At 65.5% G+C, this 15,740-nt stretch carries 16 protein-coding genes; 13 read left to right on the top strand and 3 right to left on the bottom strand.

Features of this window, described 5'->3' with window-relative positions:
* The first annotated feature begins 185 nt into the window (after positions 1-185).
* Together OSH05_RS07165 and OSH05_RS07160 are read left to right on the top strand one after the other, a co-directional pair.
* Entirely contained in the window at positions 186-1,943 is a 1,758-nt protein-coding gene (locus tag OSH05_RS07165; RefSeq protein ID WP_266352109.1) for a metallophosphoesterase, read from the top strand.
* 90 nt (positions 1,944-2,033) lie between these two features.
* A complete protein-coding gene (locus OSH05_RS07160) occupies positions 2,034-2,762 on the top strand; it encodes an SDR family oxidoreductase (RefSeq protein WP_104216901.1) in 729 nt (242 codons plus the stop codon).
* An 83-nt stretch (positions 2,763-2,845) separates the two neighbouring features.
* Here the strand turns inward: OSH05_RS07160 and OSH05_RS07155 are convergent, their stop codons facing one another.
* Positions 2,846-3,871: a hydroxyacid dehydrogenase gene (locus OSH05_RS07155; protein ID WP_104216902.1), complete on the bottom strand. Its 1,026-nt coding sequence runs from the start codon at positions 3,869-3,871 to the stop codon at positions 2,846-2,848.
* Between the two features lie 154 nt (positions 3,872-4,025).
* Between OSH05_RS07155 and OSH05_RS07150 the strand changes: the two genes are divergently transcribed.
* On the top strand, positions 4,026-4,415 hold the full coding sequence (locus OSH05_RS07150; protein WP_104217636.1) for a cupin domain-containing protein: 390 nt from the start codon (positions 4,026-4,028) through the stop codon (positions 4,413-4,415).
* Between the two features lie 22 nt (positions 4,416-4,437).
* Here OSH05_RS07150 and OSH05_RS07145 read toward each other — a convergent pair whose 3' ends face one another.
* Both OSH05_RS07145 and OSH05_RS07140 read right to left on the bottom strand, forming a co-directional pair.
* Positions 4,438-5,085: an SGNH/GDSL hydrolase family protein gene (locus tag OSH05_RS07145; RefSeq protein ID WP_104216903.1), complete on the bottom strand. Its 648-nt coding sequence runs from the start codon at positions 5,083-5,085 to the stop codon at positions 4,438-4,440.
* A gap of 19 nt (positions 5,086-5,104) precedes the next feature.
* A complete protein-coding gene (locus OSH05_RS07140) occupies positions 5,105-6,229 on the bottom strand; it encodes a mandelate racemase/muconate lactonizing enzyme family protein (RefSeq protein WP_266352108.1) in 1,125 nt (374 codons plus the stop codon).
* Positions 6,230-6,613: 384 nt separating this feature from the next.
* Between OSH05_RS07140 and OSH05_RS07135 the strand changes: the two genes are divergently transcribed.
* From OSH05_RS07135 to OSH05_RS07090, 10 genes are all read left to right on the top strand, one after another.
* Positions 6,614-7,816, top strand: a complete 1,203-nt coding sequence (locus OSH05_RS07135; protein ID WP_104216904.1) for a sugar ABC transporter substrate-binding protein — start codon at positions 6,614-6,616, stop codon at positions 7,814-7,816.
* Between the two features lie 86 nt (positions 7,817-7,902).
* Positions 7,903-9,432 (top strand): sugar ABC transporter ATP-binding protein, encoded by a 1,530-nt coding sequence (locus OSH05_RS07130; RefSeq protein WP_104216905.1) that lies wholly within the window; start codon positions 7,903-7,905, stop codon positions 9,430-9,432.
* A 10-nt stretch (positions 9,433-9,442) separates the two neighbouring features.
* The gene (locus OSH05_RS07125; RefSeq protein WP_104216906.1) at positions 9,443-10,432 is read left to right on the top strand and encodes an ABC transporter permease; all 990 of its coding nucleotides are present in this window, start codon (positions 9,443-9,445) and stop codon (positions 10,430-10,432) included.
* Between the two features lie 42 nt (positions 10,433-10,474).
* Entirely contained in the window at positions 10,475-11,152 is a 678-nt protein-coding gene (locus OSH05_RS07120) for a FadR/GntR family transcriptional regulator (protein ID WP_165801413.1), read from the top strand.
* Between the two features lie 40 nt (positions 11,153-11,192).
* Positions 11,193-12,239 carry a Gfo/Idh/MocA family protein gene (locus OSH05_RS07115; protein ID WP_266352107.1) on the top strand — a complete coding sequence of 349 codons (1,047 nt, stop codon included), beginning with the start codon at positions 11,193-11,195 and terminating at the stop codon, positions 12,237-12,239.
* Between the two features lie 8 nt (positions 12,240-12,247).
* The gene (locus OSH05_RS07110; RefSeq protein WP_266352106.1) at positions 12,248-13,063 is read left to right on the top strand and encodes a sugar phosphate isomerase/epimerase family protein; all 816 of its coding nucleotides are present in this window, start codon (positions 12,248-12,250) and stop codon (positions 13,061-13,063) included.
* Positions 13,060-13,848 (top strand): SDR family NAD(P)-dependent oxidoreductase, encoded by a 789-nt coding sequence (locus tag OSH05_RS07105; RefSeq protein WP_104216909.1) that lies wholly within the window; start codon positions 13,060-13,062, stop codon positions 13,846-13,848. The genes OSH05_RS07110 and OSH05_RS07105 overlap by 4 nt, the downstream gene beginning before the upstream one ends.
* Before the next feature lie 13 nt (positions 13,849-13,861).
* Positions 13,862-14,647 carry an acetoacetate decarboxylase family protein gene (locus OSH05_RS07100; RefSeq protein ID WP_104216910.1) on the top strand — a complete coding sequence of 262 codons (786 nt, stop codon included), beginning with the start codon at positions 13,862-13,864 and terminating at the stop codon, positions 14,645-14,647.
* A gap of 5 nt (positions 14,648-14,652) precedes the next feature.
* Positions 14,653-14,967, top strand: a complete 315-nt coding sequence (locus tag OSH05_RS07095) for an L-rhamnose mutarotase (RefSeq protein ID WP_104216911.1) — start codon at positions 14,653-14,655, stop codon at positions 14,965-14,967.
* Positions 14,967-15,731, top strand: a complete 765-nt coding sequence (locus tag OSH05_RS07090; RefSeq protein WP_165801414.1) for an SDR family NAD(P)-dependent oxidoreductase — start codon at positions 14,967-14,969, stop codon at positions 15,729-15,731. Before OSH05_RS07095 ends, OSH05_RS07090 begins: the two co-directional genes overlap by 1 nt.
* The last annotated feature ends 9 nt before the right edge of the window (positions 15,732-15,740 follow it).

The raw sequence follows: 15,740 nt of genomic DNA, 5'->3' as shown, positions 1-15,740 counted from the left end.
GCCGGTATTCACCGAACGGCACCCGCTCCGCAAGCCCCGATCGGATCCGGGACCCCATGGCAGGGGATTGGCGACATACCGTCGCGATTTGGACGCTTCCACCGGCGCGGTTTTCGCTTAGGGTCGCCCCGAGGCCGCTGGGAATCCTTACGAGGAACCAGCGACCTCTGGAAATCGGGAGACGGATGATGCGGCCGATCGTCGATCCACGCGACGGTGACCTTGAAGACGATGCGTCGAGTACCAAGAGTCGGACGCTGATCTCGCTCGCCGGCAGCCTGCTCGCCGAGATCAGTTTCCCGAAGCTGCTCGTTGCCTGGACGCTTCTGATCGGCCTTCCCGTGCTGGTGGTCGGCCTCGCTCCCTTCCTGGTCTCGATCTGGTTGCAATCCGTTTCGGCCCAGGCCTTCGTGCTCTACACGGGCTTCGGTCCGCCGCTGATCCTCATTGTGCTGGGTTTCGTGGGCTGGTGGGGCGGACGGCGTCTCTGGCGGCTGATGGAAACCAATTTCTGGTCGCTGAACGCGCTCGCCGTCCAGCCGGGCTATGCGCTGGCGCGCGAGGTGCTGCGCCATCTCGTGGAACGCATCCTGCCCTCCGGCATGAGCCAGAATGCGCGCGATCGCAGCCGCTCCTGGAGCGCGGCGCTGGCCGGACTGCTCGTCTGCCTGTTCTCGATCTGGCTGGCGCGTCAGGCCTGGCCCTATGCGCGCTGGACCGGCACACTGGCCGACCTGCATTTCTCGTCGCATGTCATCATGGTGGCGATCTTCAATTCCATCGTCGTGCTGTCGATCTATGTCGCGATCGCAGCCCTGGCGTGGGGTACGGCCGACGCGCTGATGCCGCAGCCGCGCGATCTCGACGCCTTTGCGACCCGGACGCCGGGCGCGCGCGTCTGGCGCGTCGTGCATCTCTCGGACATTCACATCGTCGGCGAACGCTATGGCTTCCGCATCGAGAGCGGCCGGGTCGGTCCGAGCGGCAATGCGCGGCTGCAACGCGCCCTTGCGACGATCGACCGCCTCGACCGCGAGCAGCCCATCGACGTGCTGCTCGTCAGCGGCGATGTCACCGATGCGGGCCGCTCGTCGGAATGGGCGGAATTTCTCGATCAGCTGGAGCCCTATCCACAGCTCGTCGAACGCCTCGTCGCCATTCCCGGCAATCACGATCTCAACATCGTCGATCGCGCCAATCCGGCCCGCCTCGACCTGCCGACCAGTCCGAACCGGCGGCTGCGGCAGCTCCGCGCGCTATCGACCTTTGCCAGGCTGCAGGGGGACCGGGTTCGCATCGTCGATGCTGAAACGCAGCACCTCGGGCCCCCGCTCGCCGAGCTGATGGAGAAATACCGGAGCGACATCGAGCATTTTGTCGACAGCGGCGCCGTCGGTGTTTCGATCCGGCTGGAGAATTTGTGGACGGCGGCCTACCCGATGGTGCTGCCGCCATCCACGCCGGATGGTCTCGGCGTCATTCTCGTCAATTCGAATGCCGAGTCGCATTTCTCCTTCACCAACGCGCTCGGCCTCGTCTCGCGCGACCAGACGCGCGCCGTGGAAAGCGTGATCGCGGACTTCCCCGATGCCGGCTGGGTGCTGTCGCTGCATCATCACGTCGTCGAATATCCGCGCGCGGCCAAGAGCCTGTCCGAGCGCGTCGGCACAGCGCTCGCCAATGGCACATGGTTCGTGCGCCGCATGCTCGGCGTGGCCGGCCGCGCGGTGATGATGCATGGCCATCGCCATGTCGACTGGATCGGAACCTGCGGCGGGCTGCTCATCGTCTCGGCGCCGTCGCCGGTCATGAATGCCCGGGACAGCGACGACACGTACTTTTACGTCCACAATTTCGAAGTTCGTCCCGGCGGTCGTATCGCCCTTCTGAAGCCGGACCGGATCGACCTGCCCGGCGAGCGTGCATCTCCAGTCTTGCCGTGAATCACATGCGGATGCGGCGGACGATTGCATGCGCCTCGGCTATCGACGGCGGCTAAACCATCGTCTGACGACGTTCAGGGAGGAACGAAAATGGCCAATGAACTCGAGGGAAAGATTGCCGTCATCACGGGGGCGGGTTCCGGCATCGGGCTCGCCACGGCCGAGACCTTGATGAGTGCCGGCGCGACCGTGGTCATGGTCGATCGCAACGAAGCCGCTCTGGCGTCGCTGACATCGAAGTGGAACGGCAAGGCCATCGCGCAGGTAACTGATCTTCTCGACACGGAGCAGTGCGACGCCTTGGTGCCTCAGATCCTGGCGAAGACCGGTCGGATCGATATCTTCCATTGCAACGCCGGAACCTATATCGGCGGCGATCTCGTGGACACAGACGCCGCCACGATCGATCGGATGCTGAACCTCAACGTCAATGTCGTGATCAAGAACGTGCATGCCGTCTTGCCGCACATGATCGAGCGGGGCGGTGGCGACATCGTCGTGACATGCTCCGTGGCGGGCCATTCTGCCATCAAGCCGGAGCCGGTCTATTCCGCTTCGAAATGGGCCATCACCTGCTTCACGCAGACGACCCGCCGCCAGGTCAATCGTCACGGCGTCCGCGTGTCGCAAGTCTCGCCGGGGCCTGTGAATTCGGCTCTGCTCGCTGACTGGCAGCCGGAGCGGCTTCAGGCTGCGATTGATGATGGAGCGCTCATCGAACCATCCGAGGTCGCTGCCGCTGTTCTGTTCATTCTCAGCCGCCCGCGCAACGTCACGATCCACGACATGATCGTGCTGCCGACCAATTTCGACGTCTAGCGCAGCCTCTCTGCGCAGCATTTCAATGGCGCGGCGTGCCTAGGCCGGGACCCTGCCCGGCCTATCGGCTGAAAGCGTCTGTCTCAGGTCATGCTGACCGGCTTGGATCGCAGGCGGCTGGCGATGGCGGGATCGGCCTTGCGGCAGAGCTGCGGCGGCAGGCCCTTCATGATCAGTTCCGCGTCGGCGACGGTCATGCGGCCGATGGCGAAGAGCGCGTCGGTCGTGCCGCCGGTGCGGTGGGCGGAGAGGAGGATGCCGGGGAGGCGACGCACCGGATCGTCCGCCGGCACAGGCTCCTCGGGAAACACGTCGACCGCCGCGCTGATATGGCCTGAGCGGATCGCGTCCAGCATGGACGGGAAATCGACGATCGCGGCGCGGCTCATCAGCAGGAAGGCCGTACCCTTCTGCATCTTGGCGAAAGCGCGGGCGTCGATCAGGCCCTGATTCTCGCTGGTGATGCCGGCAAAGACAAAGATGACCTTCGAGGTCGACAGCACTTCATCGAGGCTGCCCGGCTCGCAATCATGGCGGCGGATGATCTCGTCCGGCAGCCAGGGATCATAGACGGCGACGCGGTTCTTGAACGGGCGGATCAGCTCGCGAAGGCTCTTGCCGAGATCGCCGAAGCCGATCAGCCCGACCGGGGCGCCCATCAGGCGGAAGGTCTTTGTGTTCGCCTCGAGCCCGTATTTCTCGCGCCCGGCGCGGAAGTCGCGGTCTGCCTCGGTGATGCCTCGGGCAAGGTCAATCGCCATGCCGAGCGCCGCTTCCGCCACCGGCGCGGCGAAGGCTGAGCCGGGCGAGAGCACCGGGATGTTGCGCTCCACGCAGGCCTGATAGTCGACATTCGGCAGGAAATTGCTCTCGACGTTGAAGATCGCCTTCAGATGGGGCGCCCGGTCGAGCCGCTCGCGCGGCATAGCCGTCTGGCCAAACAACAGCACCGTATCCGGCAGCAGGCGGTCGACTTCGTCGTCCGGCATCGGCCGATCTTCTGAGAGGACTACCTTGCCCAGCCGCTCCAGCCGGGCGCGGATATCGGGCTCCATGATCAGGTTCAGCGTCCGCGGCAGCGGATCGACCAGGATGATCGGATCGCTCATTTCATTCCTCCCGTATTGCTTTGAGCCGACCCTAGAACACGGTCGGCGGCAGTTGAAGCCCCTGGCCGGCTGGGTACCCTTCGAACGAAGGACCGCACCGGGGCACGCAGCTTGCTTGCTGATTCCCTTGGGCCTGAGAAGCAAGGGGACGATCATGCCGTTCGAGACGAAGCCGCTTGCCGAGGAACCCGACCACATCGCGCCCGACGGCTCCGAGATCCGTGTGCTCGCGGGCACTCGCGAGGCGGGACTCGCTCATATCCGTCTTGCGCCGGGCGCGGTCACCATTGCGGTCGCCCACCGGACGGTCGACGAACTTTGGTACGTCGTCGCCGGCCAGGGACGCATCTGGCGCCGGATGGAAGGGCAGGAAGAGATCGTCACGGTCGGGCCGGGCGATTCGATCTCGATCCCGCTCGGCACGTCGTTCCAGTTTCGCGCCGATGGCGAACTTCCGTTCGAAGCCGTCACAGCGACGGTGCCGCCCTGGCCGGGCAGCGACGAGGCTTTCGCGGTGGACGGGGTCTGGCCGCCGACGTTCTGAATCGCCTCGCGCCCGTTGCCGGCTACGGGATCTCGAGGATCGCGCGGACGCGCTCGGCCAGCGCCTTGCCGAGCGCCGCATGCGCATCCGCATCGAGATGGATGCCGTCATGCTCGCTGGAGGCGATGACGCTGCCGGCATTGAAGAAATGAGCGCCTTTTTCGCGCGCATTCACTTCGATCTCGGCGGCGAGGTGGCGCGATTTCTCGGTGCCGCCCTCGAACATGGGCTCGAACCAGGAGAGCTTCGCCAGCGGCGCGGGCGAGACCAGCAGGACCTTCGGCGCCTTGCCGTCCAGCCCGAAGGGCGACTTCAGGGCGATCTCGGCAAGCTGGCCCATGCCGAAGCCGATATCGATCGGCTGCATCGCGAAGCGCGCTTTCAGATCATTGGTGCCGAGCATGATGATGGCGAGGTCGAGCGGCTGATGGGATTCCAGCGCCACGGTCAGGAAGGCCGCGCCGTCCTTGTGACGGCCCTCGACCGGATCGGCGATGCAGGTCGTGCGACCATTCAGACCTTCCTCGATGACGGTATAGCCGCCGCCGAGCGCGGCGCGCATCACGCCCGTCCAGCGGACATCGCTGGCGAACCGCCCACCCTCGCCGCGACGCGGCTGCGGCATGGCCCCCCAGGTGTTGCTGTCGCCATAGCAAAGTATCGTCTTCACGTTGTTCCTCCCGAGGGCCCTAGCCCACCTTGTATTTTTCGATCACCGCCGCGATCGGCTCCGCCCCGTGGCCCGGCCGGTTCGGCGCGCGGACGAGGCCGTTCTCGTGCCAGAACGGCTCCTCGACGAGTTCGAACTGCATCGGCCCCGGCAACGGCTTCAGTTCGAACAATATCGCGGAGGGTGCGGCGAGCGATAGGTGCAGGCTTGCCGCGGTCAGCACCGCGCTGGACCAGGCATGGGCATTGACGATTTTGCCGGCGGCCTCGATCGCGGCGGCCGAGCGGCGGAAGCCGGTGATGCCCTCGACGCGGGCCGGATCGATGCCGAAAATATCGACGGCGCCGGTATCCAGCCAGCGCCGGTAGCCGGCTTCGCCCCATTCTCGTTCGCCGGCCGCGATCGGCGTCGAGACGGCGGCCTTCAGCGCGATGTGGTCGTCCACGCGGCTCGGCAAGAATGGCTCCTCGATCCAGGCGATCCGTGATTCTTCCATGCGGCGGACGGTGCGTATGGCCGTATCGAGATCCCATTTCGTGCCGTTGCCGGCGTCGACCATGATGCCGGCATCCGGCCCGATCGCAGCCCTGAGCGCTGCCACCAGGGCCACGTCGTAGTCCGGATCGCGGCCGGCCTTCGACAGCCCGCGCTTGCCGAGGCCGAGCTTGGTGGAACGGAAGCCGGCGTCGATATGGCCGGCGATTTCGCGGACGGAATCGTCGATCGTCGCCTGGTTGACATGCAGGCTGGCACAGGCTGGAAGGCCTTGATGCGCTGCGCCGCCGAGGAATTCGACCAGCGGCAAGCCTGCGTCCTTGGCAGCAATGTCCCAGATCGCCATGTCGAGCGCCGAAATGGCGAGCGCCGCGACGCCGCCCTCGCCATACCACCATGTGTGGTCCTTCATCGCCTGCCAGCAGACGAGCGTCTCGCGCGGGTCGCGGCCCTTGAGCAGCGGCAGCAGGCCTTCCTCGATCAGCACCACGGCGGCATGACAGGCTTCCGGCCACATGGCGATCGCCTCGCCCCAGCCGGAAATGCCGGCGGCGGTATCGACGCGCACCAGCACCGTCATCCGCTCATGGTTGAAATCATTCGGCTCCGGCCACTTCAGAATGTGGCAGCGAGCCCCCGAAATCCGCATCGCGTTTCTCCCCGGGGCGGCACCGATCCTTGGCGTCGATTTTTGCCCCCGACCATATTGGCAAGCTAGGCGAGCGTGGTTATGGTGGTCAACGCAGATAATTGGTCAGTCCAATTTTATGGCTGTCCAACCTGTGACAGGAGGCAAGGTGCCCGGCGCCGCGAGGAGGCGGCGCGGCATCCGAGGAGGAATACCGATCCAATTCGTCGTCGCTCCGGCTAGCCGGAGGGTCGGGGCTTGCGCCCGTCCCTCAGCGTCTGCCGCCCAGCGAGCCACACCGATCCGTTCCGTCAGCGCGCGGCCTTGAGGGGCCGCGCTGGCGCGAGGAATGCCAATCAGCCCGGATCCAATGATCCGGATCGACTTCCAGGGAGGATGGAACCCATGACTTTCGCAAAAACCGGCATGAAGCGTCTCGGGGCGCGGGCTGCCGTGACCGGCATCGCACTCCTGATGGCGAGCGCCGCCTTCGCCGAGGATTTCCACGGCTTCGATCCGGCGAAGTTCGACGGTGCAATGCTGTCCGCCGACCAGCTCAAGGCGATGGTCGCCGATGCTTCGGCGGCGCATAAGCCGAATGACGGCAAGGGGCTGGTGATCGGCTTCGCCAATCTGACCCGCGACGTCTCGTTCACGCTGAAGGTCGAGGAGGGCATCCTCGCCAATGGCAAGGCGGCCGGCATCGACGTCGTCGTCACCGATAATCATCTCGACGGCGCCACGGCGCTCGCCAATGCCGAGAGCTTCCTGCAGCGCCAGGTCGACTATGTGATCGAGTTCCAGACCGACGCCAATTTCGGCGCCACGATCATGCAGAAGATGAATGACGCCAACACCAAGGTGACGGCGATCGACATTCCGATGCCGGGCGCGACCTTTTTCGGCGCCAATAATCCCCGCTCTGGCTTCATGGGCGGCGCCTATCTCGGCCAGGCCGCGCTGAAGAAGTTCGGTGCCGACAAGACCAAGACCGGCTATCTCGTCATCGGCGAGCTGCCGCAGTCGGGTGCCATCCCCGCCATGCGCACCGGTGGCCAGGTCGCCGGCTTCCTCGCCGCGGTCGACGGCTTCCCGGCCGACCATGTCATCAAGATCGATTCGAAGAATACGCTCGAAGAGAGCTTCACCCAGATGAACAACGTGCTCGGCCGCATCCCGGCCGGCGCGCCGATCTTCGTGACCGCGATCAACGACCAGTCGGCGACGGGCATGCTGCGCGCCGTCAAGCAGGCCGGCCGCGAGAGCGATCTGATCGTCGTTGGCATGGGCGCCGACGAGATCCAGACGATGATGGACGAGCCGACCTTCGTCGCCTCGGTCGGTTACTTCCCCGAGCGTTACGGCAATTATTTGATCCCGCTCGCGCTGATGCAGCTTGCCGGCAAGACGACGCCGGATACCGTCCTGGTCAACCATGTGATGGTCACCAAGGATAATGTCTGCAAATACTATGAGAAGTTCGCCTGCACGACCGGCCAGGATCCGATCACCTTCGAGTTGCCGCAGGACAAGTTCGCCGCCCATCTCGCCGAGATCCGCAAGTCGCCGGAGCTCAAGGGCTTCGAGAACCTGATCCCGACCAACTGATCACGAGACGCAGCGCGACGGAGGGGCGCTCCGCCTCTCCGTCCGCTATCCTTCCTGCCGCTGTCGTCCGAGCCGGAACACGCCTGATGAATTCCTTCGCTACCCCGCGCCTCACGATGAAGGGCATCGGCAAGTCCTTCGGCGGCGTGCCGGTGCTCTCCAATGTCGATTTCACCGTCGCGGCCGGCGAGGTCGTGGCGCTGCTCGGCTCCAACGGCGCCGGCAAATCGACGCTGATGAAGATCCTGACCGGGCTCTACACCCGCGACGCCGGCACGATCGCGATCGACGGGCAGGAGGTGACCTTCGGTTCACCGGCCGAGGCAGTGGCGGTCGGCGTCCGCCTGCTGCCGCAAGAAATATCGATAATGCCGGACATGACCGTCGCGGAGAACATTTTCGTCGGCGATCTCCCGATGAAGCGTAGCCTTGGCTTCCTGACCGTGGATGACGGTGCGATGCGGCGCCGCTCGCGCGAATTGCTCGACCAGCTCGGCTTCGCCTCCATCGATCCCGAAACGACGATGAAGCGCCTTTCCGTCGCCGAGCAGCGCATCGTCGAGATTGCGCGGGCGCTCGCCGGACAGGCCCGCATCCTGATCATGGACGAGCCGACGGCGGCGCTGACCGAGCAGGAGGCGAATTTGATCTTCAAGATCATCCGCCGCCTCAAGGAGCAGCAGGTCTCCGTCGTCTATATCTCGCACTATCTTTCCGAGGTGTTCGAGATCTCGGACCAGATCGTCGTGCTGCGCGACGGCAAGAATGCCGGCACCTTCGCCACAGCTCAGACGAAGCAGGCCGATGTGCTATCCGCCATGCTCGGCAACACGGTCGGCGATCTCTATGCCGTGGGCGGCGGCAGCACGCCAGGCGCCGATGTTCTCGCCGTCGACAAGCTCACCATTCCCGGCAAGCTGAACGATATCGATTTCTCGATCCGGGCCGGCGAGATCCTCGGCGTCTTCGGCCTCGTCGGTTCCGGCGTCGAGATCCTGGGCCGCGCGCTTTATGGCGCCCTCGGCCCGTTGAAGACGGGCGAGATCACGCTCGCCGGCCGCACCTATCGGCCCCTATCGCCACGCGACGGCAAGCTTTCCGGCATCGGCTTCGTCGCGGCGGAGCGCAAGAAGGAAGGCATCATCGCCGATCTGACCGTGCGCGAGAACATGGCGCTCACCTTCCAGGAGCGCTACGAGCGCGGCCTCTTCGTCTCGGAAGAAGCCGAGACCGACAATGCCAACCACTGGATCAAGGCGCTGGGCATCCGCACGCGCGGGCCGGAACAGAAACTGCGCACGCTTTCCGGCGGCAACCAACAGAAGGTCTGCATCGCCCGCTGGCTGGTCGACGGCGTCCAACTTTTGATCCTCGAGGAACCGACGCGCGGCGTCGATGTCGGCGCGCGCAAGGAGATCTACGGCAAGCTGCGCGAACTGGCCGATCGAGGCTTTGCCGTGCTCGTCCTCTCCTCCGATGTCGAAGAGGTTGCCGGAATCGGCGACCGCATGCTGGTACTCGATCGCGGCCGCATCGTCGGCCGGTTCGATCGCGGTGCCACGGCTGCCGATCTGATGGCCGCCACCAATGACGACCCCGCCTTTACCGCTGCCTGAGGATACGAAGATGGCCGCCGTCTCCGACACGAGTTCCGCCAATCGCCGCCTGATGACCAGCCTCCTCGGCAAGCCCTGGTCAGGCGTCGCGGTGCTGCTCGTCTTCTATATCGCCTTGATCATCGTCTTCTCGGTGTTGTCGCCCTTCTTCCTCTCGATCCGCAACATGCTGTCGATTGGACAGAACATCGCCTTTGTCGGCCTGATGGCGGCGGCGGGCACGCCGCTGATCATTGCCGGCGGGCTCGATCTTTCCGTTGCCGCCATCGCCGGACTGACGGGAGTCGTCATCTCGATCCTGCAGGGCACGGGGCTCGATATCTGGGCCGCGGTGGCCCTGTCGCTGGTGGTTGCCGCCGGTGTCGGCATCGTCAACGGCCTGTTCACCACGCGGCTCCGGCTCAATCCTCTGATTGTCACGCTCGGCATGATGAGCATCGTTTCCGGCCTGTCGCTGGTGCTGACCGGCGGCCTGACGCGGCCGATGATGTTCCCGACTTTCAACTGGGTCGGCCAGGGCCGCTTCGCCGGTGTGCCGATCCCGCTCATCATCATGGCGGTGACGTTCGTCGCGCTGTGGATCGTGCTGACGCGCACCCGGTTCGGCCGCTTCGTCTATGCCTCGGGCGGCAATGCCGAGGCGGCGCGGCTGATCGGCATTCCCGTCGATCGCACGATCATCGTGCTCTATGTCGTCTCGGCGCTGTCCGGCGCGGTCGCCGGTATCATCCTTTGCGCCATGCTCGGCGCCGCCGCGCCGACCTCGGCCGGGCAATATCTCCTGACCGTGATCGCGGCCATCATCCTCGGCGGCACCAGCCTGAACGGCGGACGCGGTTCCGTCTGGGGCACGCTGCTGGCGATCCTCATTCTCGGTACGCTCAATAACGGCCTGACCCTGCTCAACGTCTCCTCGTTCTGGCAGGATGTGACGCGCGGCGTCGTGCTCATGCTCGCCGTCAGCCTCGACCAGATCCGCACCCGTGCCCTGGGGGATTGAGTGAACCTCAGCGGAGATTTCGCACCGATCGAAAGGAGCTCCGTGGCCGAGAAGGTCGCGAAGCACCTGCTCGATCTCGTGCGCTCCAAGAATCTGAAGCCCGGCGACCAGTTGCCACCGGAGCGCGAACTGGCGACCATGATGCAGGTCAGCCGGCCCTCGGTGCGCGAGGCGCTGCGCGGGTTGCAGATCCTCGGCGTCCTGAAGGTCAAGCAGGGCGGCGGCATCTATGTCTCGTCGCTCGATGCCTCCGACCTGCTGGCGCCGCTGCAGTTCCTGATCACGCTCAACATCGAGAATGTCGACGCGCTCTATGAATCGCGGCTGATCATCGATGCGCGCATCGGCCGCCTCGCGGCGGAGCGCATGGTCGACGCCGACATCGAGCGGCTGCGCAATCTGATCGTCGTGCAGAAGGATCTGATTACCGATCCACTCGGCTTCCGCGTCGCCGATTCCGAGTTTCACCGCGTGATCATGGAATCGACCAACAACCCCTTCCTCGTGCAGATCTCGTCGTCGCTCTATGTGCTCGGCATGGAATATCGCCGCATCGCGGCCGAGACTCCGGGGGTGACGCGCCAGTCCTATGCCGATCACCAGCTCATCGTCGCAGCGCTCGCCGCCCGCGATCCCGAGGCGGCGGGCAAGGCAATGGAAGTCCACATGACGAATGTGCATCGCTCGACGCTGGAGGCGATGGCGCGCGCGCGGGAATGACGGCCGACGAGACGATCGGCAATTTTATGGGAGAGGTATTGTGACGAGGAAGGCGCGTATCGGCGTCATCGGAGCCGGATGGTGGGCGGTGGTGAACCATCTGCCGCTGCTGAAGGCCAATCCGAATTGCGAGATCGTGGCGGTCAACCGGCTCGGCGCCGACGAACTCGCCGCCGTCGCGGCCGAATTCGACGTGCCGGCGGCGTTCGAGGATTATCGCGAGATGCTGGACGTCGTCCCCATGGACGCCGTCATCATCGCCTCGCCGCATGTCAACCATCATGAGCATGCGCTGGCGGCGCTGGCCAAAGGCTGCCACGTGATGGTCGAGAAGCCGCTCGCCACCAACGCGGCCGACGCGCGCGCCATCGTCGCCGCGGCGCAGGCCGCCGGCCGGGAGATCGTCGTTCCCTATGGCTGGAACTTCAAGCCGTTCACCGACCGCGCCCATCAACTGGTCGCTGCCGGCGCGATCGGCCGTATCGAGCATGTAAAGCTGGAAATGGCCTCGGCGCTCGAGGATCTGATGGCCGGCAAGCCGATGCAGGAGACGGAAGGCGCGATGTTCCGCCCTCCGGCCTCGACCTGGGCCGATCCGAAGCGCTCCGGCGGCTATGGCTGGGGCCAGCTCGTTCATGCGCTGGGCCTGCTGTTCCGCATATCCGACCTCCAGCCCGAGCGGGTCTTTGCCGAATTCGGTCGCTCGCCGACCGGCGTCGACTATTACGATGCGGCGGTGGTGCGGTTCGCGAATGGTGCTACCGGGGCCCTCTCCGGCTCGTCGACCGTGCCCAAGCATTGCTCGTTCCAGATCGATCTTCGCCTCTTCGGCTCCGAGGGCATGCTGCTGCTCGACATCGAGCGACAGCGCCTCGAAATCCACCGCCGCGACGGCAACGACACGATCGTGCCGATGGCACCCGGCGAGGGCGGCTATGCATGCGAGGAACCGGTGGAGCTTCTCGTCGACATCGCCCGCGGCGCGCCCTTCGAGAACCGTTCGCCGGGCCTGGTCGGCCAGCGGGCGGTCGAGGTGCTCGACGCTATGTACCGCTCGGCGGCGAGCGGCCGGATGGAAGCGGTCTGAGGGGGACGATGATGAAGCTTTCGCTCACCTCCTGGTCGCTGCCCGCCTGCACGCTGGAAGAGGCCGCCGGAATCTCCAAGGTGCTGGGCATCGGCTCGCTCGATCTCGGCTATTTCTTCGGACCGGCAATCGACAAGGTGGCGCTTCTGGCCGAACCGGAACGGGCGGCCGAGCGCGTGCTGGCGCTCGGGATCGACCTGCCCAACCTCTATCATCTCTTCGGCGACAGCCTCGCCGACCGCAATCTCGCCGACGAACGCCATATCGAGCGCAATCTCGCCGATTTCCGCCAGGTTGCGCGTTTCTGCCAGGCAGCGGCGATCCCCACCGTTTTTGTGCTGCCGGGTGTGATCAATCCCGGCCAGAACCGGCGCGACGCGCTGGAAGTATCGGCGGCAAGCCTGCGGGACTTGCTGCCGGTCGCGCAGGCGGCGGGCGTGACGCTCACCATCGAGCCGCATGTCCATTCCTATCTCGAAAGCCCGGCTTTGGTGCTGGAACTGATCGACAAGGTGCCGGGGCTGAAGCTGACGCTCGATTACGCCCATTTCACCTGTCTCGGCTGGCGCCAGGACGAGATCGACGTATTGGCGCCACATGCGGCGCATGTGCATCTCCGCCAGTCCAAGATCGGTGAACTGCAGACCAAGCTCGACAAGGGCACGATCAACATCGCGGCCGAGCTCGGCACGCTGCGCGAGGCCGGCTATTCCGGCCGTCTTTCCATCGAATATACGTTCCAGGATTACATGAACTCGCTCTACGACGACATCCTGACCGAGACGATCCGCATGCGCGACCTCGTCAGGGGCTGGCAATCATGAGCGAAAAACCCGTTGCGATCGTGACCGGCGGCGCCGGCGGCATCGGCCGGGAGATTGCCGCGCGCCTCGCCGCCGACGGCTATTTCACCGTCGTCGCCGATCAGAACGGCGAGGCGGCGCGTGCCGTCGCCGCGCCGCTCGGCGGCGCTGGGCTCGGCGTCGACATCACCGAGGAGGCCTCGGTCGATGAGGGCTTTGCCGGTGTTCTCGATCGTCATGGCCGCATCGACGTGCTGGTCAATTGCGCCGGCATCCATCTGCAGAAGCTCGTCTCGGAAACCGGCGTCGACGATTGGGACCGCATCCAACGGGTCAATTCGCGCGGCACCTTCCTGACCTGCCGCGCCGTGACCAAGCCGATGATGCGCGCCGAACGCGGCCGGATCGTCAATATCGCGACCCGTCTCGGCTTCGGGAACCCCTATTCGAGCGCCTATATTGCTTCGAAGAACGCCGTCTGGGGCCTGACCCAGTGCCTCGCGGTCGAGCTCGCCTCCTATGGCATCACGGTGAACGCCGTGGCCCCCGGCCATGTTGGTCCCGGCACCGGCATGGAGGCGCAGTTCCGCGACAAGGCGAAGAAGCTCGGCCTCTCCTGGGAAGCCTTTGAGGCGCAGGTGCTGAAGACGATCCCCGTCGGCCGCTGGTGCCGGCCCGCCGATGTCGCCGCCGCCGTCTCCTATGTCGTCTCGCCGGGTGCGTCCTTCGTCACCGGCGAACTCCTGAACGTCACCGGCGGCTTCGTCGGCTATGGCATCGCCCCGCCCAAGGAGCCCGTGACATGATGGAGCCGGTGACATGAGCAAGGATCTGCGCCGCGGCGGTCTCGATCGCCTGACGGAAGAGGACATCATCCAGGGCGGCTTCTCGACGCCCTGGGATGCGCCGACGATCCCGCATTTCCCGTTCGCCTTCCGCGATATCGAGGTGCTGACGATCGTCTGGCGCACGAGCGAGGCTGCCGTCGCGCGCCTCTTGCCGCCGCCGCTCGTGCCGACCAGCGACGTGGTGCTCGCCCATATCTACAAGATGAACGACACGGAATGGCTCGGGCCCTATGGCGAGTCGAACGTCTCGATCGGCTGCCGCCTGCCGGGAACGGAGCTCGCTGGCTCCTATTCGCCCTATCTGTTCCTCTCGTCCGAGGTCGGCGTCAGCCATGGCCGTGAGATCCACGGCCAGCCGAAGAAGCTGGGGCATCCCAAGCTCGAGCATCGCGGCGATCTGGTCGTCGGCACGGTCGAGCGCAACGGCATCGACATCCTGACCGGCACAATGGCCTACAAGCAGCGCCGCGACAGCCTCGACAGTCTAAAGGCGCATTTTGATTTCGCCGAGAACATCAATCTGAAGGCGATCGACCATATCGACGGCCGGCCGGCGATCCGGCAATTGACGGCGCGGCGGCTGACCGATGTCGTCGTCCATGAATGCTGGGGCGGGCCGTGCACGGTGGAACTCCGGCCGAACGCGCAGGCGCCGGTGCATCGGCTGCCGGTGATCGACATGCTCGACGGCGTCCATTGGCGCGCCGATTTCACGCTCGTGCCCGGCCGGATCGTGCACGATTATCTCGCAAGGTGAGGACGATGGGACATTACGCCTGGATTCTCGAAATCCGCCCCGGATACGAGGAAGAATACAAGAAGCGCCATGACGAGATCTGGCCGGAGATGCTGGAAGCGCTGACGGCGTCCGGCATCCGCAACTACAACATTTTCAAGCACGGCCTGACGCTGTTTGGCTATTTCGAGACCGATGATTTCGCGAAGACCGCAGCGATGCTCGCGGTCGATCCGGTCAACAAGCGCTGGGGCGAATGGATGGCGCCGATCATGCGCGTCGAGGTCGACAGCCGCACGAACTTCCCCTTCCTGCTGCCCCTGCAATGGCGGATGGACTGATGGCCAAATCGCTCGAAGGCGAGATCGCGATCGTCACCGGCGGTGCGCGCGGCATCGGCGCCGCCACAGCCGTCGCCCTGGCTGAGGCCGGCGCCCGCGTCATCGTCACGGCCCGCAAACAGGCCGATGCCGAGAAGGTTGCCGAGCAGATCGAGGGCGGCGTGGCGCTGCCATGCGATGTGTCCGATCCGATCGCGATCGAATGGCTGGTCCGCGAGGTCGAGCGCCGCCTGTCGCCGCCGACCATCCTCATCAATAATGCCGGCCTGATCGGTCCGATCGGCCGGCTCGACAGCGTCGATCCCCTGGCCTTCGCCGCCAATATCAATGCGACGCTGACCGGCGCGGCGCTGATGGCGCGTGCGGTCCTGCCCGGCATGCTGGCGAAGGGCCGCGGCACGATCGTCAACCTCTCCTCCGGCGCCGCGCATCGGCCCCTCGAAGGCTGGACGGCCTATTGCGCCGCCAAGGCCGGCCTCGCCATGGTGACGCAGATGCTGGCGCTCGAATATGCCGCCTCCGGCATCCGCGTCTTCGGCTTCGCGCCGGGCGTGGTCGATACCGCCATGCAGTCCGAGATCCGCGCCTCGGGCATCAATCCGGTCAGCCAGCTGGAGCGAAGCTCGCTGGCCGATCCGGCGCTTCCGGCGAAGGCCATCGCGCGGCTCTGCGGGCCGGCTGGCAATCCCTTCGCCGGCAAAGAGATCGACATCCGCGATGCGGATCTGCGCGCCGCCTGCGGCCTGCCGCCGATCGAGAGCTAGGAGGTTTCG

The sequence above is a fragment of the Kaistia algarum genome (assembly GCF_026343945.1).
GTDB lineage: Bacteria > Pseudomonadota > Alphaproteobacteria > Rhizobiales > Kaistiaceae > Kaistia > Kaistia algarum.
The sequence above is the reverse complement of the archived record's forward strand: the minus strand, read 5'-3'. Positions and strand labels throughout refer to the sequence as shown.